This is a genomic window from Thermosynechococcus sp. NK55a (assembly GCF_000505665.1).
GTDB lineage: Bacteria > Cyanobacteriota > Cyanobacteriia > Thermosynechococcales > Thermosynechococcaceae > Thermosynechococcus.
The window spans coordinates 291,582-315,941 of sequence record NC_023033.1; the positions used below are offsets into that span (position 1 = coordinate 291,582).

15 protein-coding genes, 1 other RNA gene and 1 pseudogene are annotated in these 24,360 nt (G+C 54.4%); 11 read left to right on the forward strand and 6 right to left on the reverse strand.

Annotated features, from left to right (window positions below; genetic code table 11):
* Positions 1 to 212 precede the first annotated feature (212 nt).
* Genes NK55_RS01445 through NK55_RS01465 form a run of 5 tightly spaced genes read right to left on the reverse strand, consistent with a single transcriptional unit; the run spans position 213 to position 5,312 of the window.
* On the reverse strand, positions 213 to 1,982 hold the full coding sequence (locus NK55_RS01445) for an ABC transporter ATP-binding protein (protein WP_024124076.1): 1,770 nt from the start codon (positions 1,980 to 1,982) through the stop codon (positions 213 to 215).
* A 27-nt stretch (positions 1,983 to 2,009) separates the two neighbouring features.
* The gene (locus NK55_RS01450) at positions 2,010 to 2,363 is read right to left on the reverse strand and encodes a hypothetical protein (RefSeq protein ID WP_024124077.1); all 354 of its coding nucleotides are present in this window, start codon (positions 2,361 to 2,363) and stop codon (positions 2,010 to 2,012) included.
* Positions 2,364 to 2,417: 54 nt separating this feature from the next.
* Positions 2,418 to 2,807: a YkgJ family cysteine cluster protein gene (locus NK55_RS01455; RefSeq protein ID WP_041428912.1), complete on the reverse strand. Its 390-nt coding sequence runs from the start codon at positions 2,805 to 2,807 to the stop codon at positions 2,418 to 2,420.
* Between the two features lie 4 nt (positions 2,808 to 2,811).
* Positions 2,812 to 4,842: a ribonuclease catalytic domain-containing protein gene (locus NK55_RS01460; protein ID WP_024124079.1), complete on the reverse strand. Its 2,031-nt coding sequence runs from the start codon at positions 4,840 to 4,842 to the stop codon at positions 2,812 to 2,814.
* A gap of 38 nt (positions 4,843 to 4,880) precedes the next feature.
* A complete protein-coding gene (locus tag NK55_RS01465) occupies positions 4,881 to 5,312 on the reverse strand; it encodes a Holliday junction resolvase RuvX (protein WP_157869621.1) in 432 nt (143 codons plus the stop codon).
* Positions 5,313 to 5,354: 42 nt separating this feature from the next.
* Between NK55_RS01465 and NK55_RS01470 the strand changes: the two genes are divergently transcribed.
* Positions 5,355 to 6,950, forward strand: a complete 1,596-nt coding sequence (locus NK55_RS01470; RefSeq protein ID WP_024124081.1) for a DUF6930 domain-containing protein — start codon at positions 5,355 to 5,357, stop codon at positions 6,948 to 6,950.
* Positions 6,951 to 6,956: 6 nt separating this feature from the next.
* Positions 6,957 to 7,700 carry a type 1 glutamine amidotransferase gene (locus NK55_RS01475; RefSeq protein WP_024124082.1) on the forward strand — a complete coding sequence of 248 codons (744 nt, stop codon included), beginning with the start codon at positions 6,957 to 6,959 and terminating at the stop codon, positions 7,698 to 7,700.
* Here NK55_RS01475 and miaA read toward each other — a convergent pair.
* Positions 7,643 to 8,581, reverse strand: a complete 939-nt coding sequence (gene miaA, locus NK55_RS01480; RefSeq protein WP_024124083.1) for a tRNA (adenosine(37)-N6)-dimethylallyltransferase MiaA — start codon at positions 8,579 to 8,581, stop codon at positions 7,643 to 7,645. The two genes, NK55_RS01475 and miaA, sit on opposite strands and share 58 nt — an antisense overlap.
* A 126-nt stretch (positions 8,582 to 8,707) precedes the next feature.
* On the opposite strand from miaA, the pseudogene gyrB reads away from it, so the two are divergent.
* The 9 genes and pseudogenes from gyrB to NK55_RS01520 all read left to right on the forward strand — a co-directional run bounded on the left by gyrB (position 8,708) and on the right by NK55_RS01520 (position 24,239).
* Positions 8,708 to 10,629 (forward strand): annotated as a pseudogene (gyrB, locus tag NK55_RS01485) (DNA topoisomerase (ATP-hydrolyzing) subunit B).
* Positions 10,630 to 10,666: 37 nt separating this feature from the next.
* Positions 10,667 to 10,853: non-coding RNA, 6S RNA (ssrS, locus tag NK55_RS12630), on the forward strand.
* Between the two features lie 10 nt (positions 10,854 to 10,863).
* On the forward strand, positions 10,864 to 11,451 hold the full coding sequence (locus NK55_RS01490; protein WP_024124084.1) for a pseudouridine synthase: 588 nt from the start codon (positions 10,864 to 10,866) through the stop codon (positions 11,449 to 11,451).
* 88 nt (positions 11,452 to 11,539) lie between these two features.
* The gene (locus tag NK55_RS01495; RefSeq protein ID WP_024124085.1) at positions 11,540 to 12,703 is read left to right on the forward strand and encodes an ABC exporter membrane fusion protein; all 1,164 of its coding nucleotides are present in this window, start codon (positions 11,540 to 11,542) and stop codon (positions 12,701 to 12,703) included.
* Positions 12,704 to 12,712: 9 nt separating this feature from the next.
* Complete coding sequence (devC, locus tag NK55_RS01500) at positions 12,713 to 13,867, forward strand: ABC transporter permease DevC (RefSeq protein WP_024124086.1); 1,155 nt, start codon at positions 12,713 to 12,715, stop codon at positions 13,865 to 13,867.
* A 9-nt stretch (positions 13,868 to 13,876) separates the two neighbouring features.
* Positions 13,877 to 14,572, forward strand: a complete 696-nt coding sequence (locus tag NK55_RS01505) for a DevA family ABC transporter ATP-binding protein (protein WP_024124087.1) — start codon at positions 13,877 to 13,879, stop codon at positions 14,570 to 14,572.
* Positions 14,573 to 14,964: 392 nt separating this feature from the next.
* Positions 14,965 to 18,291 (forward strand): DNA-directed RNA polymerase subunit beta, encoded by a 3,327-nt coding sequence (gene rpoB / locus NK55_RS01510; RefSeq protein WP_024124088.1) that lies wholly within the window; start codon positions 14,965 to 14,967, stop codon positions 18,289 to 18,291.
* A gap of 76 nt (positions 18,292 to 18,367) precedes the next feature.
* Positions 18,368 to 20,236: a DNA-directed RNA polymerase subunit gamma gene (locus NK55_RS13930; RefSeq protein ID WP_024124089.1), complete on the forward strand. Its 1,869-nt coding sequence runs from the start codon at positions 18,368 to 18,370 to the stop codon at positions 20,234 to 20,236.
* Positions 20,237 to 20,255: 19 nt separating this feature from the next.
* The gene (locus tag NK55_RS01520; protein ID WP_024124090.1) at positions 20,256 to 24,239 is read left to right on the forward strand and encodes a DNA-directed RNA polymerase subunit beta''; all 3,984 of its coding nucleotides are present in this window, start codon (positions 20,256 to 20,258) and stop codon (positions 24,237 to 24,239) included.
* The last annotated feature ends 121 nt before the right edge of the window (positions 24,240 to 24,360 follow it).

The following is a 24,360-nucleotide window of genomic DNA, read 5'->3' on the forward strand; positions in this document are numbered from 1 at the left end:
TTTACAAGCTTGCTGCTTTGATCTTGATTTTAGTTGGTTTTTCTACCACACTAGTGGCCTGCGGGGGCGGCGGTGGTACGACTAATAACCAAGCACCGACGGAGTCTCCTAGTCCACAAAAGCCAGGGCAGTAGTTCCCTTTAACCCTTACTAGCATATTGACGACACCAACTGGGGTAGCCGATTTACTTTGGATGTAGTGGTCGGCTCCCCTAGGCGAGGGAGCTTTCCAGTTGATACTGCTCCCAAAGGAATTGATACAGTCCCTCGGTGGCCACGAGTTCATTGTGGGTTCCCTGTTGAACAATCCGCCCTTTGTCCATGACAAGAATGCGATCGCAGGTTGCTGCTGCTGATAGTTGATGGGAAATAAACAGCACGGTACGCGTGCGCCGTTGTTCCCGTAGCGCCCGCAAGATTTGGCTGGCGGTTTGGTTATCAACACTGGCAAGGGCGTCATCTAAAACAAGGATGGGCGCTTCTACCAGCAGAGCACGGGCTAAGGCGGTTCGCTGTCGCTGTCCCCCCGAGAGGGTAATGCCCCGCTCCCCCACTAGGGTTTCGTACTGCTGGGGAAAGTTGCGAATTTCGTTGTGAATTTGGGCTTGGCTGGCAGCAGCAATGACCTTGAGTTCGGTGGCGTCAGGTTCGCCATAGCGAATGTTGTTTTTGATGGTGGTGCTAAAGAGAAAGCTTTCTTGGGGCACGTAGGCGATCGCCCCCCGCAGATCGGCAAGGCGCAACCGTGTAATGTCAATGCCATCAAGGAAAATTTGATTGGGGGCAATCTCTAGCAAACGAGGCAGGGCACTGGCCAAGGTGGATTTGCCACAGCCAATGGGGCCAACGATCGCTACCATTTCCCCCGCTTGAATTTCAAAACTGAGGTGATTGAGAGCGGGGGTGCTGCGATTCGGGTAGGTAAAGGTCAAGTCCTGACAACAGAGGTGTCCCTGAACGCGATCGCGGGGGAGGGCAATGGCAGCGGGGTCATCCTTAATGCGCGGTTCGACACTCAAAATCGCTTCAATACGGTCAATGCTCACCTCCCCCCGCTGGTAGGTGGTAATCGTAAAGCCCAATAGCGCCGTCGGGAAAATTAGCCGCTCAATGTACAGCAACAGGGCAATAAAATCCCCCACTTGAATTGTATGAGCAGCAATCATGCGGCTGCCAAACCACAGGAGAATCAATAGGCTAAAGCTGACCATCCCCCCCAAAAGCGGAAAGAGAATGTTGCGGGTTTTGGCCAGTACCAAGTTATTGCGGAGTAGGTCTTGATTTAACTGGTGAAATTGGCGCTGCTCGTTGGTTTCTTGGCCATAGATTTTAATGAGGGCAATGCCACTCATGTCCTCTTGGATGAGCTCGCTCAGTTCCGAGAGGCTTTGTTGCACCTCTAGCTGCTCTGCCCGCAGGCGATCGCTAAAACTTTGGACAATAAAGAGAACTGCTGGATAGACGGCGATCGCCCCTAAACTCAACCCCGGATGAATTGCCAGCATCACCGGCAGCGTCATACCATAGGCAAAGACTGTGTTGGCGGCACTCAAAAGAGCAAAGCCCACGAGCCGCCGAATGTTATCCACATCACTGGTGGCACGGCTAATGAGATCCCCAGGGGTGTTTTCCGCAAAGTAACTGGGTTCTAAACGCAGGAGATGGTCAAAGAGCCGTTGCTTGAGGTCAAATTCCACCAATCGTCCGGCACCAAAGATCCACAGGCGCGAGGCCATGCGAATCAGCCACATCAAGGAGGCTAAGCCAATCAGCAGCAGGGCATAGAACACCACCCGTTGAAAGTCAAACTTGGTCTGCAACTCATCAACGGCAGTGCCGATCAGTAGGGGCAAATAGGTCCCTAGGAGGTTGACAATGAAAAGCGCTGCAATGCCCCCCCAGATTTTTGTTTGGTGAGGACGCAGATAGGCCAGCAGGCGACGAAAACGGCCAGAGCGGCCAGCTTTAGGAAGAGTAACCATATCCTCAACCTAACAGATATTGCCCCCCTAGGGGGTAGCGCTTTCAAGAAACTGGTTGAGGTCTTCCACAAGACGATTGAGTTCTGCCTCAGTCATTAAGCGCATGCGCTGATCGCGTACCGTCAAAAGAACTTTAGCAGCGTAGGGGTTTGGCCAGATATTCGGATTACAAAACACTTCAAGAAAGACTTCGCCAACGTGCTGGTATTCCATCGCCGCTTGCGCGGCCAAAGGCGTACCGCTGGCTTTGGCTCTGGCGATCGCCCGCATCCGTTCCATTAAGGCTTGAATCTCTTGGCGTAGAGCCTCTGCCGCTGGGCGCGAAAAGCAAAAACTTACCGAGCCTTCTACCAAGTTAACCCGCATCCACTGCTCGCTCATGGCTCTGGCTGAACACACTTGCTGTCATTTGCTGTCATTATAGAGGGCAGTGTCTCAGTGACAAGGTGGGGGATCTGCTTGGGGAGAATCTACGCTACGCCCGACTAGATATTCATAGCGCAGCAGTTCAAAACTCCGTTCACCGTAGCGATCGCAAATGTGTTCACAGCAACACTGAACCGCAAACTCATCCAGTTCCGCCGGTAGGATGCCGTACAAGTCCTCAAAAACCTCTGGGGTGACGCGGCAAAAGCGGGGGCGATTCTCATAGATACGACAGCGGCGGCTCAGGGGTTCAAAGTGAATACACCAGCCATCGGCACCAATGAGGGATTGGTAGAGGGCAAATTCCGCGTCATTGAGAATAGTGGGCACCTCTGGGCGATCGCTCAAGTCAAGGTAACAGCAGGCCCCACACCCTTGCATACACTGCCACTTTTTCATGCTTTTAGGATAATGCAACGGTTTCTGCGGGCATTGGTGTCTCAGCAGGCACCTCCTCCAGCCAAATTTGATCACTGCGGGGATCCACACGACTGACGCGCACCAGCACACACTCTCCCAACTTGGCCTGCCGTTGAAAGCGCATTGCCAGTTCCACCGCCAAATCCTCCAACAGAACCAGCCCCAGCCCCTCCTCAGGACGCAACCAACGCAGTAAAATGCCCCGCCACACCTCTTCGCGATGCCGCCGCAGATACTCTAAGCACCAATAGCGGTTGGTTTGCCGCTCCACAAGGGAAGACTCCTGAAGGGAAGACACCAGCCCCAGGAGAATTTCATTCAGTTGCTCGGGTGTTAGGGGTGGGGTTTCCCCCCGCAGGTGGGCTTTAATCTGACGGTGTGCCAGCAGATCCGTGTAGCGGCGAATGGGGGACGTCACTTGGCAGTAGGCATCAAGGCCAAGGCTCGCATGGGGATTGGGTTGGGTACCCATTTCACTGCGGGGCATACAGCGGCGAATGGCACAGTCGCGCACTATTCCAGCGGGTAGTTGCAGCAATTCCTCCTCTGAGGGCAGTTCTGGCGGCGCTTGACTGCGAAAGGGCAGGGGGATGCCCTCACGGGCGCCAAAATGGGCAGCCACTTCACCGGCAAGAATCATCATTTCTGCCACGAGCTGGCGGGCGGGTGAATCATGGAGGGGCGAGATTTCCACCTCTTCACCAGCCACTTTAATGTTTGGTTCAGGGATGTGGATGCGAATCGCTCCCCGTTGCCGTCGCCACTCACTGCGCCGCTGTCCCCATTGGGCGATCGCCAGCAGATCCGCTTCTCCAGTTACCCCTTGCTCCAAAATCATGTCCACATCGTCATAGCTAAGGCGATAGGTGGGACGAATCCAACTGGGGCAAATTTCGTACTCTAAAACCTCGCCACTCTCAGCCAAAAGAATGCCAAAACTCAGGGCGCAACAGGTTTGTCCCGCAACCAAACTCATCGGGCCTGTGGCCAACTCGGTGGGAAACATGGGAATCATCCCCGTCGGCAGATAGACTGTTGTGGCGCGGCGGCGAGCCTCCTGATCTAAAACATCATCCACCATCACCCAGCGGCTGGGATCGGCAATGTGAATCCAGAGCTTTTGGCGATCGCCCAGGACCTCTAGGCTAAGGCCATCGTCAATTTCTTGGGTGCTTTCATCGTCAATCGTATAGACCTTGAGATGGGTGAGATCGCGGCGCAGGGGAGCGTCAATGTCCGTGGGGGGTGAGGTCAGGCGTTCATGGGCCACAGCAAGTACCTTGGCAGAAAATTCAACATCAATTTGACTCCGGCGCAGGAAGAGATTTTCGTGCTCCGACCAAAGGCCGAGATCCACCAGCAGTTGGAATGCCCCTAGGGGTTGAGTAGGACGCTTTAACTCACTGAGGAGATCAATGGCAGCTTGGTGTTGGGCACTGGATTCAATGGCTATAGCATAACGTTCTAACTGTTCCAGGCGCCTGCGATCGCTGGCCGACCACTCCACAGCTTCGCCCCTAAGGGCTTGAGCTAAATGTTCGCGAAAGCTGACTTCCTCCGCCAGGCGTTGGGCTTCCCGCTGGCTTTGATGTTTGAGTTCTGCCACTTGAGCCGCTGGCCGAGGCTCGTAGGTTTCTCCCTTGAGCTTGAAATAGAAGCGATCCTCGCTGAGAAGATAGTAGGCGGCATAGCAGGCCACCGCCGATCGCTCCGAAAAAAGCAGCTCGGCTAAATCCGCCGGTGTAATGGTGCGGTTTTCCTCGCGGATAATTTCCCAAGCCACTTCTAAACTGTCGGCATCCAAGAGGGGCTGCACCTGCTGCCAAAATGTGGGAATCTCTTGGGGGCGAAACCGCTCTTCGGGCACCGTAAATGTGAGTTGGCGCGGATGGATGGTGTGGGCTTGCAGATGCTGATCAATGGCAATCCAATGCTTTTTACCTTCGGGGCGATCGATGACCGCCAAGCGACGCTGGTTATTGACCCGAAATTCAATGAGGGTGCCTTTCTCCACGGCTGCCGTGCTGTACTGTAATCCGACAATTATAAAGTTTATTGCCTCTGACTGAGCAGCAGAGGATAGCCACAGTAGCGTTCCAATAAAACAATAGCCACAATGTCGTCAATGGGGCGGGGGGGCACGCGCAACCCCTTGGGAATGAGCCGTTGCCAACTGCGGGGTGGAAAGAGTTGCCAATAGCGATCGCGGGCCTCTAGGGTACTATTGCGCTCATCCACTGGAATAATTTCCACAGCTAAAGCTGCTTGCAGTTGCTGCTGCCACCGGCGGGAGGTGGTTTGATTGCCTATAATCACCTGTTCAAAGGGGTAGGCTTGGTGCCACTGCTGCACACAGGCGATCGCGCGATCGCTGGCCACCACTTCATGGCGCACCACTTCTTGACCAAGGGCAAGGGCTAGACCGCACTTGTCTTGCCCCGGATCAAACCCCAAAAAATACTTAGTGCGACCCATTTTTATCATTTGCTAGAGTGGAAGGGTTATGGAATTGGGAGCGATCGCCCTGTGAACCTACCCACTGCGACCATCCGTCGTCTGTTGAATTTACCGCAAGTTGCCGCCATTTGGGTGGGTGGCGGTCGCAGTCTCGGTACTGACAACGATGAGGCCTTTTGTGCTGCTTGGCTCGATCCTAAGGAGCAGGTGATACGCAGTATGGGGATCGGTCAGTTTCCACCTACCCCAGAGCAACTGACGCGGCTGTTGGTGCAGGCGATCGAATATCCCCGTCATCCCGAAGCTCAGCCCTGCCGTCCCGACGCCATCATCGTTGATGACCGTGAGTTGCAATTTTTCCTGCGCGGTGTGGTTGCTCCCCTCGACATCCAGGTGGAGTATCAAGCCCAGGTTCCCCCCCTTGATGATTTTTTTGAATTTATGGCGGCGGCAGCAACCAGGGATGATCAAAATGTCAAGGTACTCCCCCGGGAATACGTTCCCCTCTACAAACAGAAAATTGGGGAATTTGCCCAGCTGGATATCTGGCGGCGCCTCAACAGTGTTACCCCCCTTCAACTCCACTGCGATGCTTGGGACTCCCCCACCCTTTTTGCAGTACTGGTGAGCCCCCAGGGGGCCAAGCGTGACTTTGGTTTGATGCTCTACCGAGGGCAGGAGGCACTGCGCAACTTTTGGCAGCAGATTGATCAAGAGTATCCCTACATTGATGAAGAGGACGCTGAACGCCTCGAGGAAACGGTTTTGCGCAACGATTGTTTCTTCTTGAATTTTTCCGAGGTTGATGAGGAGGATTTAGGCAACGATCTCTCTTTCGTCCTTAGGGGGCATGCTTACACCATTGAACTGGGGGTCATCCATCCTTTGGAGGGGATCCGTCACTTCTATGCCCCTGAAGAGGCTGAGATGGTCTATGTGGCGATCGCGGCGCTGATCAAATTCTGGAAAAAGACAAAGAAACAGTTTGAGAAGGAAGAGTACCCTGAACTGAATCTGCGGTTCAAGATTCCTTCACCCTGCCATTTTGCCCTTGGTTATCAGGTGCAAGTGGCAACAGCGCCCCAGATGATACCGGGCATTGATGAGGACACTGAGGACAGCAAATCACAGCGCCAGATTCCCATTGATACCGCAGCGATTCCTGAGGAGGCCTACATTCTCTTCAAGCGGTTTCCTCCTAAGGAGCTAGAGGAATTACAAGCAGCGGTTGCTTACCATCAACGGGGAGAGATTCCCGAGGAGTTTAAGGGCTATCCTGTGTTGACGATTCAAACCAAAAAATCAGCGGCGGCGGCGCTCACCGCCAAAATTGTTGAGGAGGGCGGCATTCACCATCTGACGGTCTTTCCCCTCTCCGGCCCTGAGCAAATCGTCATGCTCCTGGCTCAGACAAACGCCAATCATCTGTGGCTTTTGGATACCTTTGACGCCGCAAGTGGTTCGCTGCTCCTCGACTGGATCAAGGAAGTCAATGACCTTGGGGGCACCTGTGGCCTTGCTGTGGCCTATGGCCTGACGGGCAAAACCCGGATGCAGCCAACCCTCCAGCAAAACGTGGGACTCTTTGAAACCTCCCTTGTGTTTAGTTTTGTGGACACCCAGCGCCCGCCAACCCCTCAGCCCATTGAGATTTCTAAACCCTAGAAAACTGTGAAGTCCCTAAGAATTCTACTGCTGCAGGCACGGGGCGATCGCGCCACCCAGCAAGAGGAACTATCGGAATTTATTCGCTTCAGTGGCCTGGCTGCCGAGCAATTTACAGTCCTCAATGGCTTCGCCTGTGATGACTTTACCCCCGACTGTATTCAAGGCTTTGATGCACTTTTTATTGGCGGCTCCAGTGATGCCACAGTGCTCAAGCCAGACCTCTATCCCTTTGTGCCACCAGCCATGGACTTAATTTTGGCCTGTATTGAGCAGGGGATCCCCGTGCTGGCCTCCTGCTTTGGCTTTCAATTGGCAGTGCAGGCCTTGGGGGGACGGGTAATTGTGGATCGCGCGGCCATGGAAATGGGCACCTACCCTCTGTATCTCACCCCGGCCGGAGTCGCGGATCCCCTGTTTGCTGGCTTTCCCAATCCCTTTTGGGCCATTTCTGGACATCAGGAGCGCGCCTTGACCCTGCCCGCGGGAGCAACCTTACTGGCCTACAGCGAGTTGTGTCCCTACCATGCTTTTCGTTTGGAGGGGAAACCCTTCTACGCCTTTCAGTTTCATCCCGAGGTGGACGATCGCGACCTCCTTGCCCGCATTCGTCGCTATTGCGATCGCTATCAACTGAGCACTGCAGACCTGGAAAACCTCAAGCAAACGGCTCGCCCCACCCCCTATGCCAATCAGCTCATCCGCCGCTTTGTTGCAGTGGTGTTGGGGCAGAGAGTTAATTGTGCTTGAATCTCTGCCAGTTGCCCTTCTAGGGTGGTGGCTTGCAGCCAATGGATGCCCGGTTCTGCCCGGAACCATGTCCGCTGTCGTTTGGCAAATTGTTGGGTGTGCTGCACTGTGAGGGCAATAGCCTCCGCGAGTGTAACTTCTCCCCGCAGATATTGGCGCATTTCCCGATAGCCCAAGGTGTCTAGGAGGGGCAAATCCTCCCCGTAGTGCCTTTGCAGTTGCCGAATTTCATCGAGCCAGCCCATGGCTAGCATCTGCTCAGTGCGGGCTTCGATACGGCGGCGCTGCTGTTGGCGATCGCCCCCCGTGAGGGCAAAGTACCAAATCCGGTAGGGAGGCGGTTGGCGCCGTTGCTGCTGGCTGAGGGGCCGCCCAGTGGTGTAATAGACCTCCAAGGCGCGCAGGGTACGCACTTGATCGTGGGCATGGATCCGTTGCGCCGCCACAGGATCCACCTGCTGCAGCCACTGATAGCATTCCTGCTGACCCAGAGCCATGAGTTGGGCCCGTAGATGGGGTTGCGGTGGGACTTGGGGCATGGTTAGCCCTTGGGTAATACTGCGGATATACAATCCTGTCCCCCCCACCAAGAGGGGCGTGATCCCTTGGGCGTGGTAGTGGGCAATCAGGGCTTGAGCCTTGGCTTGGTAAATTGCTAGGGTCAGCGTATCGCGGGGGTCACAAATATCAATGAGGTGGTGGCGCACCTGCTGTTGCTGGGCTGGGGTGGGCTTGGCTGTGCCAATGTCAAAGCCGCGATAGACCTGGCGGGAATCGGCACTCAAAATGACGCTCTTCAATTGCTGGGCAAGGGCGATCGCCAGCGCCGTTTTGCCCGTAGCCGTTGCCCCCCCAATAACAATTAACCCTGCATCCCCCACTCAAATACAGCCTGAAAATTTCCTAGAATCGCCTATAAGCCTTATGTGCTAAAATTTAGGTCAGATTTGACATTTAGGCAAGTGAAAACGCATTTGCCTCAATTCTATAGCAGTTAGGGAGTTGCCATGACCGCCGAGTATTCCTCTGCCCAGTTGCGGGTGCTCAAAGGCCTTGAACCCGTGCGGACACGACCGGGGATGTACATCGGCAGCACTGGCCCCAAGGGACTTCACCACTTGGTCTATGAAGTCGTGGACAACTCCGTTGATGAGGCCCTGGCCGGTTACTGCTCCACCATTTTAGTCCAGATCAATGCCGATGGCTCCGTCACTGTCACCGACAATGGGCGCGGCATTCCCACGGATATTCACCCCGATACAGGCGTCTCTGGAGTTGAAACCGTGATGACGGTGCTCCATGCGGGGGGCAAGTTTGGCGATGGTGGCTACAAAGTCTCAGGGGGGTTGCATGGGGTGGGTGTCTCTGTGGTGAATGCCCTCTCGGAATGGTTAGAGGTGACAGTGTGGCGCAATGGTTTTGTCCATCATCAGCGCTATGAACGGGGGGTTCCCACGACTCCCCTCGAAAAGACCCCCGATACTGAGGAACGGCGCGGCACCTCAGTGACCTTTTTTCCCGATCGCCAGATTTTCACTGAAACGATTGAATTTGATGCCAAGGTGCTGATGACACGGCTGCGGGAACTCGCCTACCTCAATGCTGGCATTCGCATTGAATTTAAGGATTTGCGTGTTAGCCCCCCCCTGGCTGAAACCTACTGCTATGAAGGCGGCATCCGCGAATATGTCCGCTACATGGTGCAGGAAAAGGAACCGCTGCATCCGGAGATTATTTATATTCAAGGGGAAAAAACGATGTGCAGGTGGAGGCAGCCCTACAGTGGTGTGCCGATGCCTATAGTGAAAATCTCCTAGGCTTTGCCAATAATATCCGCACCATTGATGGCGGTACCCACATGGAAGGGCTCAAGGCGGTGCTGACGCGGACCCTCAATGCCCTTGGCCGCCAGCGCAACAAACTCAAAGAAAACGATCCCAACCTTGCCGGGGAAAACATTCGCGAGGGCCTCACAGCCATTATTTCGGTAAAGGTGCCCAACCCTGAATTTGAAGGGCAAACAAAAACAAAGCTGGGCAATACAGAAGTGCGCGGCATTGTCGATGCCATTGTTGGCGAAGCCCTCACGGAGTACCTTGACTTTCATCCCAACATCACCGACACGATTTTGGAAAAAGCCATCCAAGCCTTCAATGCGGCTGAAGCAGCGCGGCGGGCACGGGAAATGGTACGGCGCAAGTCGGTGTTGGAGTCTTCAACGCTGCCAGGGAAATTAGCGGATTGCAGTTCACGGGATCCGGCTGTCTCAGAAATTTTCATTGTCGAAGGGGATTCTGCTGGTGGGAGTGCTAAACAGGGGCGCGATCGCCGATTCCAAGCAATTTTGCCGCTGCGGGGCAAGATTCTCAACATTGAAAAAACCGATGATGCCAAAATTTACAAGAATAACGAGGTGCAGTCTTTAATTACTGCCCTTGGTCTGGGCGTGAAGGGGGAGGAATTTGACCCTGCCAAGTTGCGCTATCACAAGATTATTCTCATGACCGATGCTGACGTAGATGGCTCCCATATCCGCACCTTGTTGTTGACCTTTTTCTACCGCTATCAGCAGGAGCTAGTGAACCAAGGGTTTATCTATATTGCTTGCCCACCCCTGTATAAAGTGGAACGGGGCCGCCAGCACTTCTACTGCTATAGCGATCGCGAGCTGCAACAGCAGATTGCCTCCTTCCCGGAAAATGCCAACTACACCATCCAACGCTTTAAGGGTTTAGGGGAAATGATGCCAGAACAATTGTGGGAAACAACGATGAACCCAGAAACCCGCATTCTCAAACGGGTGGAGATTGAAGATGCCGCTGAGGCGGATCGCATTTTTACAATCCTCATGGGCGATCGCGTGGCACCTCGGCGTGAATTTATCGAGACCTATGGCCCACAGTTGGCACTAGAGAACCTCGATATCTAAAGCTAGCCCCCAAAGTAGATGTGCTATAGTAGCTCTAGTCTAGCTGCGACGTTGGTGACTGCCAATATTGTTTTGTGATCTACAATTGCAAAACATTTGGGAATCAACACTGCGGGCGGCAGTAAACTGGTCTTTCAACCAGAAACTTCTAAGTCTGCAGTTGGCATTCCCCCCTAGTTTTTACTAGGTCATAAACTGAGGTAAAACGGCGTCGCGGTTAGACTTTTCCTAACCATGAATTATCGCTATATTCTCTTGTACAAACCCTATCGGGTTCTGTGCCAGTTTCAAGATCAAGAGGGGCGATCAACCCTTAAAGATTACGTTCCTATCCCCGATGTTTATCCCGCTGGCCGCCTAGACTACGACAGTGAGGGGCTAGTTCTCCTCACCAATGATGGTTGGTTGCAACACCGCTTAACGGATCCTCGCTATGGTCATCCGCGCACCTACTGGGTACAGGTGGAAGGTGAGCCCGATACAGCAGCCCTGAGCCAATTAGCAGCGGGGGTAGTGATCCAAGGCTATCGCACCCGACCCGCTCGCGTGGCAGTCCTCGATCAAGACCCCCCCTTGCCGCCACGGCATCCCCCCATTCGCTATCGCCGCCATATCCCCACGCAGTGGCTAAGCCTGACCCTATGGGAGGGGCGCAATCGCCAAGTCCGCCGCATGACGGCTGCGGTAGGATTTCCCACACTGCGTTTGGTACGGGTGGCGATCGCCAACTTGCAATTGGGCGACCTTGCCCCCGGACAATGGCGGGACATTCTGCCTTTAGAACGGCAAGCCCTTTGGCGATCCTGTGGTCGGCGACCTTAGCACTTCTTCATAATCGCGTAAGCCTATATTAAGATGAAGTCATAATTATTAACCTTAACTGCCCTGCAGGGATTGATGAGGTCGTCCCATGGGACAGCCATTTCTGAGCAAAATTGGTCGTCCATGGCTGATCGGGGGGGCGATCGCCATCGGATTAGGGAGCTTACTCCTGAGCTGGAACTATTGGCAGCAGCTTCAGCGAGCCCGTGAGGAACAAGCAATTCAAGCTGCCCTAGCCAACCCTATCAGCGATCGCATTACCGCCCTTGGTCGACTCGAGCCAGAAGGGGAAGTGGTGGCGGTGAGTGCCCCCTCGATGACGGAGCGATTGGGACAGTTGTTGGTACGCGAAGGCGATCGCGTGGTTGCCGGTCAACCCCTTGCCTATTTAGATACCTATCCGGAGCGCAAAGCCGAACGAGACTTGGCGGCCAGTCAATTGCAGGAAGCCCGCCTACGCTATGAGGCTGAAACCCGCTTAGCCCTTGCTCAAATTGCCGAAGCCGAGCGGCGTCGCGATCGCGCCAATGAACCCGCTATTGCCGCCATTGCTGCCCAGCAGGCCACCATTCAACGTATCCAAGCGGAACTCGCAACTGCCAATCGGGAATATCAGCGCTTTGCCCAACTCTTTGCCGATGGGGCAGTGTCGCAACAGGATCTCGACGATCGCACGGTCCGTGTTCGCAGCTTACAGGAAGAACTGCGCAATGCCCAGGCCAACCTCGTTCGCTTACAGGAAGAGCGCCGCACAGAACTGGCCACTGCTAATGCTGCAGTGGACGCTGCCCAAGCGAATCTAGGACGCGTACAAACCCAAGTGCAACTTCTTTCAGCGGAGCGCAATCTAAAGCTGGCGGAAGCCCGCCTGCAGCGGACAATTATTCGGGCACCGCGCAAAGGCCGCATTCTGCGCATTCACACCCGTGCTGGCGAAAACATTAATGAACGGGGCATTCTCGAACTGGGCAATACTGACCAAATGTATGCCGTTGCGGAGGTGTATGAAACCGATGTGCCCCGGGTGCGTGTGGGTCAGCGGGCTGAAATTCGCAGTAGTGCCCTCAGGGCGCCCCTGAGTGGCCGTGTCGCTCAGGTGGGGTTGGTGGTGGCCAAAAATGACGTGACCGATACAGATCCGGCTGCAAAAACAGATGCGCGGGTAGTGGAAGTCAAAATTCGTTTAGATAACAGTGAACCGGTGGCAGGTCTGACCAATATGCAGGTGGAAGTGGCCATTGATCCCCGTTGAGGTGTACCGATGATTTTTGCAATTCCCCTTGCTTGGTTGCAATTGATTCGGGAGCGGATTCGGCTGTTGGTGGCGATCGCCGGTATTGCCTTTGCGGTTGTACTCATGCTGATGCAGTTTGGCTTTCGCGATGCCCTCTTTAAGGCCGCAGTGCGCTTCCACGAGAGCTTAAACACCGATATTGTCCTCATTAGTCCGCAATCCACGGCGCTGATCGCTATGCGCAGCTTTCCGCGGCGGCGGCTCTACCAAGCAGCGGGCTTTGAAGGGGTCGAGTCTGTTTCTCCCCTTTACCTCAGTTTTGGCCTCTGGCGCAATCCCATTAATAAAAGTACTCGCCAACTGATGGTGATTGGTGTGGATCCGATGGCCGTCTCCATTGCCGTCTCCGATACCCCCCACTGGCAGGATGCCATTAAGCTCGCGGATCACGTTCTTTTTGATGCTCAATCCCGCGCTGAGTTTGGGCCAATTCCTGAGCTATACCGCCAAGGGGAGCAGGTGACAACCGAAGTCTCTGGCCGCAAAATTACCGTGGCAGGCTTATTTCGCATGGGAGCCAACTTTGGTGCCGATGGTAACTTGCTCACTAGCGATTTGAACTTTTTGCGGCTGTTCCCGGAACGCAATCCTGGCCTAATTGATGTGGGGCTCGTGCGGGTGCGGCCGGGGGTAAATACAAAGGCCCTGGCACGGCGGATGAATGCTGCCCTTGGGAATGATGTGCTAGTGCTGACCCACGAGGAGTTTGCTGAATTCGAGCGCAGCTACTGGGAAAAGAGTACCTCCATTGGCTTTATTTTCTCCCTCGGTGCCCTGATGGGATTTATCGTTGGCTCTGTCATTGTCTATCAAATTCTCTACACCGATGTTACGGATCACTTAGCAGAGTATGCCACCCTCAAGGCAATGGGCTATCGCGATGTCTTCTTCTATGGCGTGGTGATGCAGGAGTCCCTCATTCTCTCCTGTATGGGCTATGTGCCCGGCTTTATTGTTTCGTTTTTACTGTATATCGTTATTGCCAATGCCACCTCTCTGCCAGTTTGGATGACCGTAGAACGCGCCAGTTTGGTCTTTACACTGACGGTGTTAATGTGTACCCTTTCGGGGGCGATCGCTATGCGGCGGATTCAAGCAGCTGATCCTGCCGATATTTTCTAGGATGGTGTTATGGAGCCAGTGATCCACATTCAAGGCCTCAATCACTATTTTGGTCAGGGGCAACTGCGCAAGCAAATTCTCTTTGATCTGCATGCTCGGATTGAGGCGGGCGAAATTGTGATCATGACGGGGCCTTCGGGATCAGGCAAAACAACACTTTTAACGCTGATTGGTGCCCTACGCTCGGCTCAGGAAGGCAGTCTGCGGGTGCTTGGTCAGGAACTACGGCATGCCACCAAAGAGCAGCAAATTCAAATCCGGCGACAAACGGGCTATATCTTCCAAGGCCACAATCTTCTCCATGCCTTGACGGCTCGCCAAAATGTGCAGATGGCGCTGGATTTGCAACCCCACCTCAGTCAACGGGAAGTGCGCGAGCGGGTGGATGCAATGCTCTGTGCCGTTGGTCTAGGAGAACGGCTAGACTATTATCCCCATGAACTTTCCGGAGGGCAAAAGCAGCGGGTAGCGATCGCCCGCGCTCTAGTGGGACATCCAAAAATTGTGCTTGCCGATGAACCGACGGCTGCCCTCGATAAAAAATCCGGTCGCGATGTAGTGGAAATTATGCGCACCCTTGCCCGTGAACAGGGATGCACCATTTTAATCGTAACCCACGATAACCGTATTCTCGATGTTGCCGATCGCATTATTCACATGGAAGATGGCCACCTCTCAGAGACCAGCCTTGGGATTTCTGCCTAAGAACGCCATCCCAGGGCAGGCTGCACCGGTGAAACTCGCCGATTATCCTTTAGGTTCCCAACAGAGAGCGCCCATTGCCCTTTATAGACCCAAAGGCAAACCGCAAGCTGGCGGACCCTATCATTGCTCGCCAACTCAGGGGTAGCAGCTCCAATTCCTCTCCGCGTCCTAGTGCTGAAACATAGCAACTCTGTGTTATCGTCGTAGGTAGCGGCTTGCAAGCGCGGCAGTGGCACTTGTCAACTTTGCTTGTTTTCAACAGCTTCATTCTTTGCGAGGTCTCCGGCGGCACCTTTGGCCGTAGGCGGAGCTTTTGGTGTGCTTGACAGGGCGACGCCTCTTTGCTTATGATGCAAGATCCGCGTTTTAGCGATACCCTCTAGAGGATATACATGGCTAGTAATCAGATTTACACGCCACCCGCCTTTACCTTGCCAGACCTTGTCGAGATTCAGCGGGCCAGCTTCCGATGGTTTCTTGAAGAAGGACTCATTGAAGAGCTAGAGAGTTTCTCCCCTATTACTGATTATACCGGCAAAATTGAGTTGCACTTTTTGGCCAAAGACTACCGACTCAAGGAGCCGAAGTATAGCGTAGATGAGGCCAAGCGGCGGGATGCCACCTACTCAATGCAAATGTATGTCCCAACTCGCCTCATTAATAAAGAAAACGGCAATATCATTGACCAGGATGTGTTCATTGGGGATCTACCCCTGATGACCGATCGCGGCACCTTTATTATCAATGGTGCAGAGCGCGTCATTGTCAACCAGATTGTCCGCAGTCCTGGTGTTTACTACAAATCAGAAACCGACAAAAATGGTCGTCGCACCTACAATGCCAGCCTGATTCCCAACCGGGGCGCTTGGCTGAAATTTGAAACTGATAAAAACAATCTACTGTGGGTACGCATTGACAAAACCCGTAAGCTCTCGGCGCACGTTCTCCTCAAGGCCTTGGGATTAACCGATAGCGAAATCCTAGAGCGGTTGCGTCACCCCGAGTACTACCAAAAAACCGTTGAAAAAGAAGGCAAATTCTCTGAGGAAGACGCCCTCATTGAACTGTACAAAAAACTGCGTCCAGGGGAGCCGCCCACGGTCTCGGGGGGACAACAGTTGCTAGAGTCGCGCTTCTTTGATCCCAAGCGCTACGACCTTGGCCGGGTGGGTCGCTACAAGCTCAACCGCAAGTTGCAGTTAAATATTCCTGACTCGGTGCGCATCCTCACCCCAGAGGATATTCTTGCCGCCATTGATTATCTCATTAACCTAGAGTTTGACCTGGGAACGATTGATGACATTGACCACTTGGGCAACCGCCGTGTCCGTTCTGTCGGTGAGCTGTTGCAAAACCAAGTGCGGGTTGGCCTCAATCGCCTAGAGCGCATTATTCGCGAGCGGATGACGGTGTCTGACACGGATTCTTTGACGCCCACTTCACTGGTGAATCCAAAGCCCTTGGTAGCCGCCATTAAGGAATTCTTTGGCTCTAGCCAGCTTTCCCAGTTCATGGATCAAACCAACCCCCTCGCGGAACTGACCCACAAACGGCGCTTAAGTGCCCTAGGGCCCGGTGGTCTCACTCGGGAGCGGGCAGGCTTTGCTGTGCGGGATATTCACCCTAGCCACTATGGTCGCATTTGCCCCATTGAAACCCCTGAAGGCCCCAACGCCGGGTTGATTGGCTCCCTGGCTACCCATGCCCGTGTCAATGAATATGGCTTTATTGAGACGCCTTTCTATCCCGTGAAAGATGGTCGCGTCCTTAAGGATCAGCCTCCTATTTACATGACGGCTGACGAAGAGGATGATAAGCGGGTGGCGCCGGGGGATGTGCCCACCGATGAAAACGGTTACATCCTTGGTGATGTGGTACCTGTGCGCTATCGTCAAGATTTCACAACCACAACCCCTGATCAGGTGGACTACGTGGCGGTTTCGCCAGTGCAGATTATCTCTGTGGCTACATCCCTGATTCCCTTCCTAGAGCACGATGACGCCAACCGTGCCCTTATGGGCTCTAATATGCAGCGGCAGGCCGTTCCCCTGTTGCGCCCGCAGCGTCCTTTGGTGGGTACAGGCCTAGAGGCCCAAGCAGCCCGGGACTCTGGTATGGTGATTCTCAGCCAGACCAATGGCGTGGTCAGCTATGTGGATGCCAATCAAATTCGCGTCAAAACGGATAATGGCCCTGAGATTACCTACACGTTGCAAAAATACCAGCGCTCCAACCAAGATACGTGCTTGAATCAACGGCCGATTGTCTTTGTGGGCGATCGCGTGCAAGCGGGACAAGTCATTGCCGATGGTTCTGCCACCGAAGGGGGTGAACTTGCCCTTGGCCAGAACATCCTTGTGGCCTACATGCCCTGGGAAGGCTATAACTACGAAGACGCCATCCTAATTAGCGAACGGCTGGTGCAAGAGGATGTTTATACCTCTATCCACATTGAGAAGTACGAGATTGAGGCGCGGCAAACCAAACTCGGTCCTGAGGAAATTACCCGCGAAGTGCCCAACGTCTCTGAAGAAGCCCTGCGGCAATTGGATGAAAACGGCATTATCCGCATCGGTGCCTTTGTAGAGGCAGGCGATATTCTCGTCGGTAAAGTCACCCCCAAAGGGGAATCGGATCAACCCCCCGAAGAAAAACTGCTGCGTGCCATCTTTGGTGAAAAAGCGCGGGATGTGCGGGATAACTCCCTGCGGGTGCCCAATGGTGAAAAAGGTCGCGTTGTCGATGTGCGCGTCTTTACCCGTGAGCAAGGGGATGAGCTACCCCCCGGCGCCAATATGGTGGTGCGGGTTTATGTGGCCCAGAAGCGCAAAATTCAAGTGGGGGATAAAATGGCTGGTCGCCACGGCAATAAGGGGATTATTTCCCGCATTCTGCCGGTGGAGGATATGCCTTTCCTGCCCGATGGTCGGCCGGTGGATATTGTCCTCAATCCCTTGGGGGTGCCCTCACGGATGAATGTGGGGCAAGTCTATGAGTGTCTTTTGGGCTGGGCTGGAGAATGCCTTGGTCGTCGCTTTAAAATTACCCCCTTTGATGAAATGCACGGCAAAGAAAAATCCCGCGAAACAGTCCATGCCAAACTGCAAGAGGCCAGAGATGTCACGGGTCAAGATTGGGTCTTTAACCCTGAGAATCCAGGCAAAATGGTCGTCTATGATGGCCGCACGGGTGAACCCTTTGACCGACCAGTGACGGTGGGAATGGCCTATATGCTGAAACTGGTCCACTTGGTGGACGATAAGATCCACGCCCGCTCCACCGGTCCCTACTCCTTGGTTACCCAACAGCCCCTCGGTGGTAAAGCCCAGCAAGGTGGTCAGCGCTTTGGCGAAATGGAGGTGTGGGCACTGGAGGCCTATGGTGCCGCCTATATTCTCCAAGAGTTACTGACGGTCAAGTCCGATGATATGCAAGGACGCAATGAAGCCCTCAATGCCATTGTGAAGGGGCAATCCATTCCACGACCGGGCACGCCAGAGTCCTTTAAGGTGCTGATGCGGGAGCTGCAATCCCTGTGCTTAGATATTTCTGTGCGCAAGGCCAGTATTCCCAGCTTTGATGACGATGGCGAAATGAAACCTGACCCCGAGGTGGATTTGATGGTGGATGTCAGTCCTCGCCGTACGCCGGCACGACCCACTATTGACTACAGTGCCCTAGACGACACGGACGATAAAGAAGGGGCAACGACATTCTAAACACTCAGAACTGAGTCAGCTTGTTTGGGGGCGATCGCCCCCCTGATCCATTTACTGCCAAAGGATTTGTGAGCTTATGCCCAGACTCGAGCAACGCTTTGATTATGTAAAAGTGTCTCTGGCCTCACCCGAGCGCATCATTCAGTGGGGACAGCGCACTCTCCCCAACGGTCAAGTGGTGGGCGAGGTAACCAAGCCAGAAACTATTAACTATCGCACCCTCAAGCCGGAGATGGATGGCCTCTTCTGCGAGCGGATTTTTGGCCCTGCTAAGGATTGGGAGTGCCACTGCGGTAAATACAAGCGGGTGCGCCATCGCGGCATTGTCTGTGAGCGCTGCGGCGTTGAAGTCACCGAATCACGGGTGCGCCGCCATCGCATGGGCTACATTAAGTTGGCTGCCCCAGTTACCCATGTCTGGTATCTAAAGGGGATTCCCAGCTACATGGCAATCCTGCTGGATATGCCCCTGCGGGATGTGGAGCAAATTGTCTATTTCAACTCCTATGTAGTCCTGAATCCAGGCAATCACCCTGACCTCAGCTACAAGCAGCTCCTGAGTGAAGATCAGTGGCAGGAAATCGAAGAGGAGATCTATAGGGAGGACTCGGAGCTAGAAGGTGTTGAGGTGGGCATTGGGGCTGAAGCCATTCAACGCCTGCTGCGGGATTTGGATTTGCAAGCGGAGGCCGACCAACTGCGGCAGGAAATCCTCAACTCTAAGGGGCAAAAACGCGCCAAGCTCATCAAACGCCTGCGGGTCATTGATAACTTTATTGCCACTGGCTCCAAGCCGGAATGGATGGTCCTGACCGTGATTCCCGTGATTCCACCGGATCTGCGGCCAATGGTGCAGTTAGATGGCGGGCGCTTTGCCACCTCTGACCTTAATGACTTATACCGCCGTGTCATTAACCGCAACAACCGCCTCGCCCGCCTGCAAGAGATTCTGGCGCCCGAGATTATTGTCCGCAATGAGAAGCGGATGCTTCAAGAGGCGGTGGATGCCCTGATTGATAATGGTCGTCGCGGTCGCACGGTGGTGGGTGCCAATAACCGTCCTCTGAAGTCCCTGTCCGACATTATTGAGGGGAAACAGGGACGTTTCCGCCAAAACCTGCTTGGGAAACGGGTGGACTACTCTGGTCGGTCGGTGATTGTGGTCGGGCCAAAACTGCAAATGCACCAGTGTGGCCTGCCGCGGGAAATGGCGATTGAACTTTTTCAGCCCTTTGTGATTCACCGCTTGATTCGCCAACAAATTGTCAACAACATTAAGGCGGCCAAGCGCATGATCCAGCGCAATGATCCTCAAATTTGGGATGTGCTGGAGGAGGTCATTGAGGGTCACCCGGTGCTGCTCAACCGTGCGCCGACACTCCACCGTTTGGGGATTCAGGCCTTTGAGCCGATTCTGGTGGAAGGGCGGGCGATTCAACTGCACCCCTTGGTGTGTCCTGCCTTCAACGCCGACTTTGACGGTGACCAAATGGCGGTGCACGTGCCCCTTTCGATTGAGGCCCAGGCGGAGGCGCGGATGCTGATGCTAGCCTCGAATAATATCCTGTCGCCGGCCACGGGCAAGCCAATTATTACCCCCAGCCAAGATATGGTTTTGGGCTGCTATTACTTGACGGCAGAAAATCCTAAGCTGCCGGATTATAGCGATCGCTACTATGCCAACTTCCAAGACGTGGTCATGGCCTACGAACAGGGGCACTTGCCTCTCCATGCCTTTGTTTGGGTGCGCTACGACGGTGAGGTGGACGATGGCGACACCAGTGAACCCCAGATTACGACCTATGAAGATGGCTCCCGTTTGCTGGAGTATTCCCTGCGTCGGATCAAGGAGGATGCCAACGGTCAACGGATTTCCCAATACATCCGCACCACCCCCGGTCGCATTATCTACAACCAAACGATTCAAGAAGCCCTAGCCAGTTAATTTGGGAGACCCCAACACCATGACTGAGAAAAAGCCTATTTTCTTTAACCGCATCATTGACAAAAAAGGCTTGCGGGACCTGATTGCTTGGTCCTTTAGCAACTTTGGCACTGCCCGCACAGCGGAAATGGCCGACAAAATCAAAGACCTGGGCTTTCACTATGCCACGCGCGCCGGCGTCTCCATCAGTGTTGATGACCTGCTGGTGCCCCCCAAAAAACAGGAACTCCTCGCAGCGGCAGAAAGGGAAATTAAAACCGCTCAGGAGCGCTACTCGCGGGGTGAAATCACGGAGGTGGAACGCTTCCAAAAGGTCATTGATACTTGGAACAGCACAAACGAAGAATTGAAAAACGAGGTGGTGCGGCACTTCCGCAATACTGATGTCCTCAACTCCGTGTACATGATGGCCTTCTCCGGGGCGCGGGGGAACCTCTCGCAGGTGCGCCAGTTAGTGGGCATGCGCGGTTTGATGGCTAATCCCCAAGGGGAAATCATTGACCTGCCGATTAAAACCAACTTCCGCGAAGGTCTGACGGTGACGGAGTACATTATCTCCTCCTACGGTGCACGCAAAGGACTGGTGGATACGGCACTGCGGACGGCGGACTCCGGTTACCTGACCCGGCGCTTGGTGGATGTCTCCCAAGATGTGATTATCCGCGAAGAGGATTGTGAAACGGAGCGAGGCATTACGCTGCGCAGTATGACCGTGGGGGATAAGGTCTTGACGCTACAGGATCGCCTTTTGGGTCGGGTGGCCCTCAATGATGTGTGCCATCCGCAAACGGGCGAAGTGCTGGTGGCCAAAAATCAAGCCATCTCCGCTGATATCGCTAAGAAAATTGTTGATGCTGGTATTGAAGAAGTGGTGGTGCGATCGCCCCTCACCTGCGAGGCCACTGGCTCTGTGTGTCGTCTTTGCTACGGCTGGAGCCTTGCCCATGCCCGACTGGTGGACATGGGAGAAGCGGTGGGCATTATTGCTGCTCAATCCATTGGCGAACCCGGCACGCAATTGACGATGCGCACGTTCCACACCGGCGGGGTGTTTACCGGGGAAGTGGCCCGCCAAGAGCGCGCTCCCTTTGCCGGTACGGTGGAGTACGGCAAGAAATTGCGGGTGCGTCCCTACCGCACTCGCCACGGTGATGATGCCTTTATTGTCGAAACCGCTGGCAAGCTTGTGATCAAAGGCGGTCAGCAAAGTCAAGAATTTGACCTCTCCCAAGGGTCAATTGTCCTGGTGGCGGATGGCGAAACCGTCGAAGCGGGTCAATTATTGGCGGAAGTGGCCCAGGCCTCCCGCAGTGTCCGTAAGTCCACGGAGAAAGTAACTAAGGATGTGGCCTCGGATTTGGCGGGTCAAGTGAAGTTCGTCAACCTCGAAGTGGAGGAGAAGCGCGATCGCCAAGGCACTACAACGCGCATTGCCCCCAAGGGTGGGTTAATTTGGGTACTGTCTGGGGAAGTGTATAATCTGCCCCCTGGTGCTGAGCCGGTTGTTCAGAATGGCGATCGCATTGAAGCGGGGGCCGTGCTTGCAGAAACCACTGTGAAAACCGAGCATGGAGGTGTGGTGCGTCTTCCTGAACAACAGGACAGCAAAGGCAGTCGCGAGGTGGAAATTATTACCGCTTCGGTGATGCTGGATAAAGCGAAAGTGCTCAAGGAAACGCAGCAGGGACGCGAGCACTACATTATTGAGACCGCCACTGGCCAGCGCTTTTCCCTGAAGGCAGCTCCTGGCACCAAGGTGGCCAATGGCCAAGTGGTGGCTGAGCTGATTGACGATCGCTACCACACCACGACGGGCGGTATCCTCAAATACGCCGACATCGAAGTGGCCAAAAAAGGTAAGGCCAAGCAGGGCTATGAAGTCCTCAAAGGGGGGACCCTCCTATGGATTCCCGAAGAAACCCATGAAGTGAACAAGGATATTTCCCTGCTGATGGTGGAGGACAACCAATACGTCGAAGCGGGGACTGAGGTTGTCAAGGACATCTTCTGTCAAAACAGCGGTGTTGTCGAAGTCATCCAGAAAAACGACATCCTGCGGGAAATTATTATTAAGCCCGGTGAACTTCACCTTGTGGATGATCCGGAAGCTGCACGGCTAAAGCATGGCATCTTGGCCCGTCCCGGTGAAGAGGTCCTCCCCGGCCTTGTGGTCGAAGCCCTCTCGCAAGTAGATTATCTGGAGGACACCCCCGAAGGACCAGCGATTCTTCTGCGCCCCGTTCAAGAATTTAACGTTCCTGATGAGCCATCGGTACCCAGTCAGGACTCCAGTGATAATTCAGGGCAGTCGATTCGCCTGCGGGCCGTGCAGCGGTTGCCCTACAAACACGATGAGCGGGTCAAATCCGTTGATGGCGTTGATCTGCTGCGGACGCAGTTAGTCCTTGAAATTGGCAGCGAAGCCCCACAACTGGCTGCTGACATTGAAATTGTCACGGATGAGGTGGATCCAGAAGCCCAGCGCCTCCAACTGGTGATTCTGGAGTCCTTGGTTATTCGCCGTGACATTGCTGCGGATCAGACCCAAGGGAGCACCTTTACCTCCCTTCTGGTCAAAGATGGTGATCACATTCGCCCCGGTGCTGTGATTGCCCGCACGGACATTAAAGCCAAGCAAGCGGGTGAGGTGCAGGGAATCTTGCGCAGTGGTGAATCTGTTCGCCGCATTCTGGTCGTTACTGAGAGCGATCGCCTGCGGGTACAGACCAATGGTGCCAAGCCCACCGTCAAAGTTGGCGATCTGGTGCGTCCTGGCGATGAACTGGCCAAAGGGGTCACCGCTCCTGAAACTGCCGCTGTCATGGCAGTGGCCGATGACCACGTGATCCTGCGCTTGGCCCGTCCCTACCTGGTCTCGCCGGGGGCCGTGCTGCAAATTGAAGAGGGCGACCTTGTGCAACGGGGGGATAACCTCGCGCTGTTGGTGTTTGAGCGGGCGAAAACGGGTGACATCATTCAGGGGTTACCTCGGATTGAAGAACTCCTTGAAGCTCGCCATCCCAAGGAAAAATGCGTACTGGCGGTGCGCCCCGGCACCTGTCAAGTCACCTACAACAGTGACGACAGCGTAGACATCAAAGTCATTGAAGAGGATGGCACGATTCAGGAATACCCTGTCTTGCCGGGCCAAAACCCCTTGGTGGTGGATGGTCAAAAGGTCAATCTTGCTGACCCCCTCACCGATGGTCCTGTGGATCCCCACGACATCCTCTCAATTTACTTTGAGTACTACAAACCCCAAGGGTTGCTCAAAGCTGCCCAAACTAGCCTTGAGAAGGTGCAATCCTTCTTGGTCAACGAGGTGCAGTCGGTGTATCTCAGCCAAGGTATTGAGATTGCCGATAAACACATTGAGGTGGTTGTCCGCCAGATGACCTCCAAGGTTCGGATTGACGATGCGGGCGATACAATCCTGCTCTCCGGTGAACTCATGACTCTGCGTCAGGCGGAACAAGCCAACGAACCCATGGCGCTTACCGGTGGTGCACCCGCCCAATATACCCCTGTTCTGTTGGGGATTACCAAGGCCTCCCTGAATACCGATAGCTTCATTTCAGCCGCCAGTTTCCAAGAGACGACCCGGGTACTCACTGAAGCGGCCATTGAAGGTAAGTCCGACTGGCTGCGGGGACTCAAGGAAAACGTGATCATTGGCCGTCTCATCCCAGCGGGTACCGGCTTCAACAGCTACGAGGAAAGTGGCAACGGCGATGAAGAGTGGGAAGAGGGTGAAGATCGCTTGGGCCAAACCCACGTTATCAGCCCCGAACCTGAATCACCAAAGATGACGACGGTCAATGTGACTGCTGACCTTGGTGAAGATGTCCTCATTGATGATGAAACCGCACCCCATGTGATTGAAAAGATTACGGGAGGGGCTCGCGATTTTGAATTCGCCAGCAGTGATGTTGAGGATGAGGAGGACGAACTCGCAGACGAGGACGATGACTATGGGGATGAAGAGGAGGAGGATGCCTTCTAACTAAAATTCCCTTGATTAAAGAAGGCTACGGTAGGACTTGGCACCCAATCCAGTAGGAGGTTGTCGGTGCCCTCGCCGTAGCTTTTTGGGTCTTAGGCGAGAAGAGCATGCCAGCGCAGAA

What these genes read in the sequence shown, in the direction of transcription:
- NK55_RS01520 (WP_024124090.1), top strand. Translation starts at nt 20,256, where the DNA reads ATGACTGAGAAAAAGCCTATTTTCTTTAACCGCATCATTGACAAAAAA.
- NK55_RS01465 (WP_157869621.1), bottom strand. Translation starts at nt 5,312, where the DNA reads ATGATAAAAATGGGTCGCACTAAGTATTTTTTGGGGTTTGATCCGGGG.
- NK55_RS01490 (WP_024124084.1), top strand. Translation starts at nt 10,864, where the DNA reads ATGAATTATCGCTATATTCTCTTGTACAAACCCTATCGGGTTCTGTGC.
- devC (WP_024124086.1), top strand. Translation starts at nt 12,713, where the DNA reads ATGATTTTTGCAATTCCCCTTGCTTGGTTGCAATTGATTCGGGAGCGG.
- NK55_RS01505 (WP_024124087.1), top strand. Translation starts at nt 13,877, where the DNA reads ATGGAGCCAGTGATCCACATTCAAGGCCTCAATCACTATTTTGGTCAG.
- NK55_RS01495 (WP_024124085.1), top strand. Translation starts at nt 11,540, where the DNA reads ATGGGACAGCCATTTCTGAGCAAAATTGGTCGTCCATGGCTGATCGGG.
- NK55_RS01455 (WP_041428912.1), bottom strand. Translation starts at nt 2,807, where the DNA reads ATGAAAAAGTGGCAGTGTATGCAAGGGTGTGGGGCCTGCTGTTACCTT.
- NK55_RS01450 (WP_024124077.1), bottom strand. Translation starts at nt 2,363, where the DNA reads ATGAGCGAGCAGTGGATGCGGGTTAACTTGGTAGAAGGCTCGGTAAGT.
- NK55_RS13930 (WP_024124089.1), top strand. Translation starts at nt 18,368, where the DNA reads ATGCCCAGACTCGAGCAACGCTTTGATTATGTAAAAGTGTCTCTGGCC.
- rpoB (WP_024124088.1), top strand. Translation starts at nt 14,965, where the DNA reads ATGGCTAGTAATCAGATTTACACGCCACCCGCCTTTACCTTGCCAGAC.
- NK55_RS01445 (WP_024124076.1), bottom strand. Translation starts at nt 1,982, where the DNA reads ATGGTTACTCTTCCTAAAGCTGGCCGCTCTGGCCGTTTTCGTCGCCTG.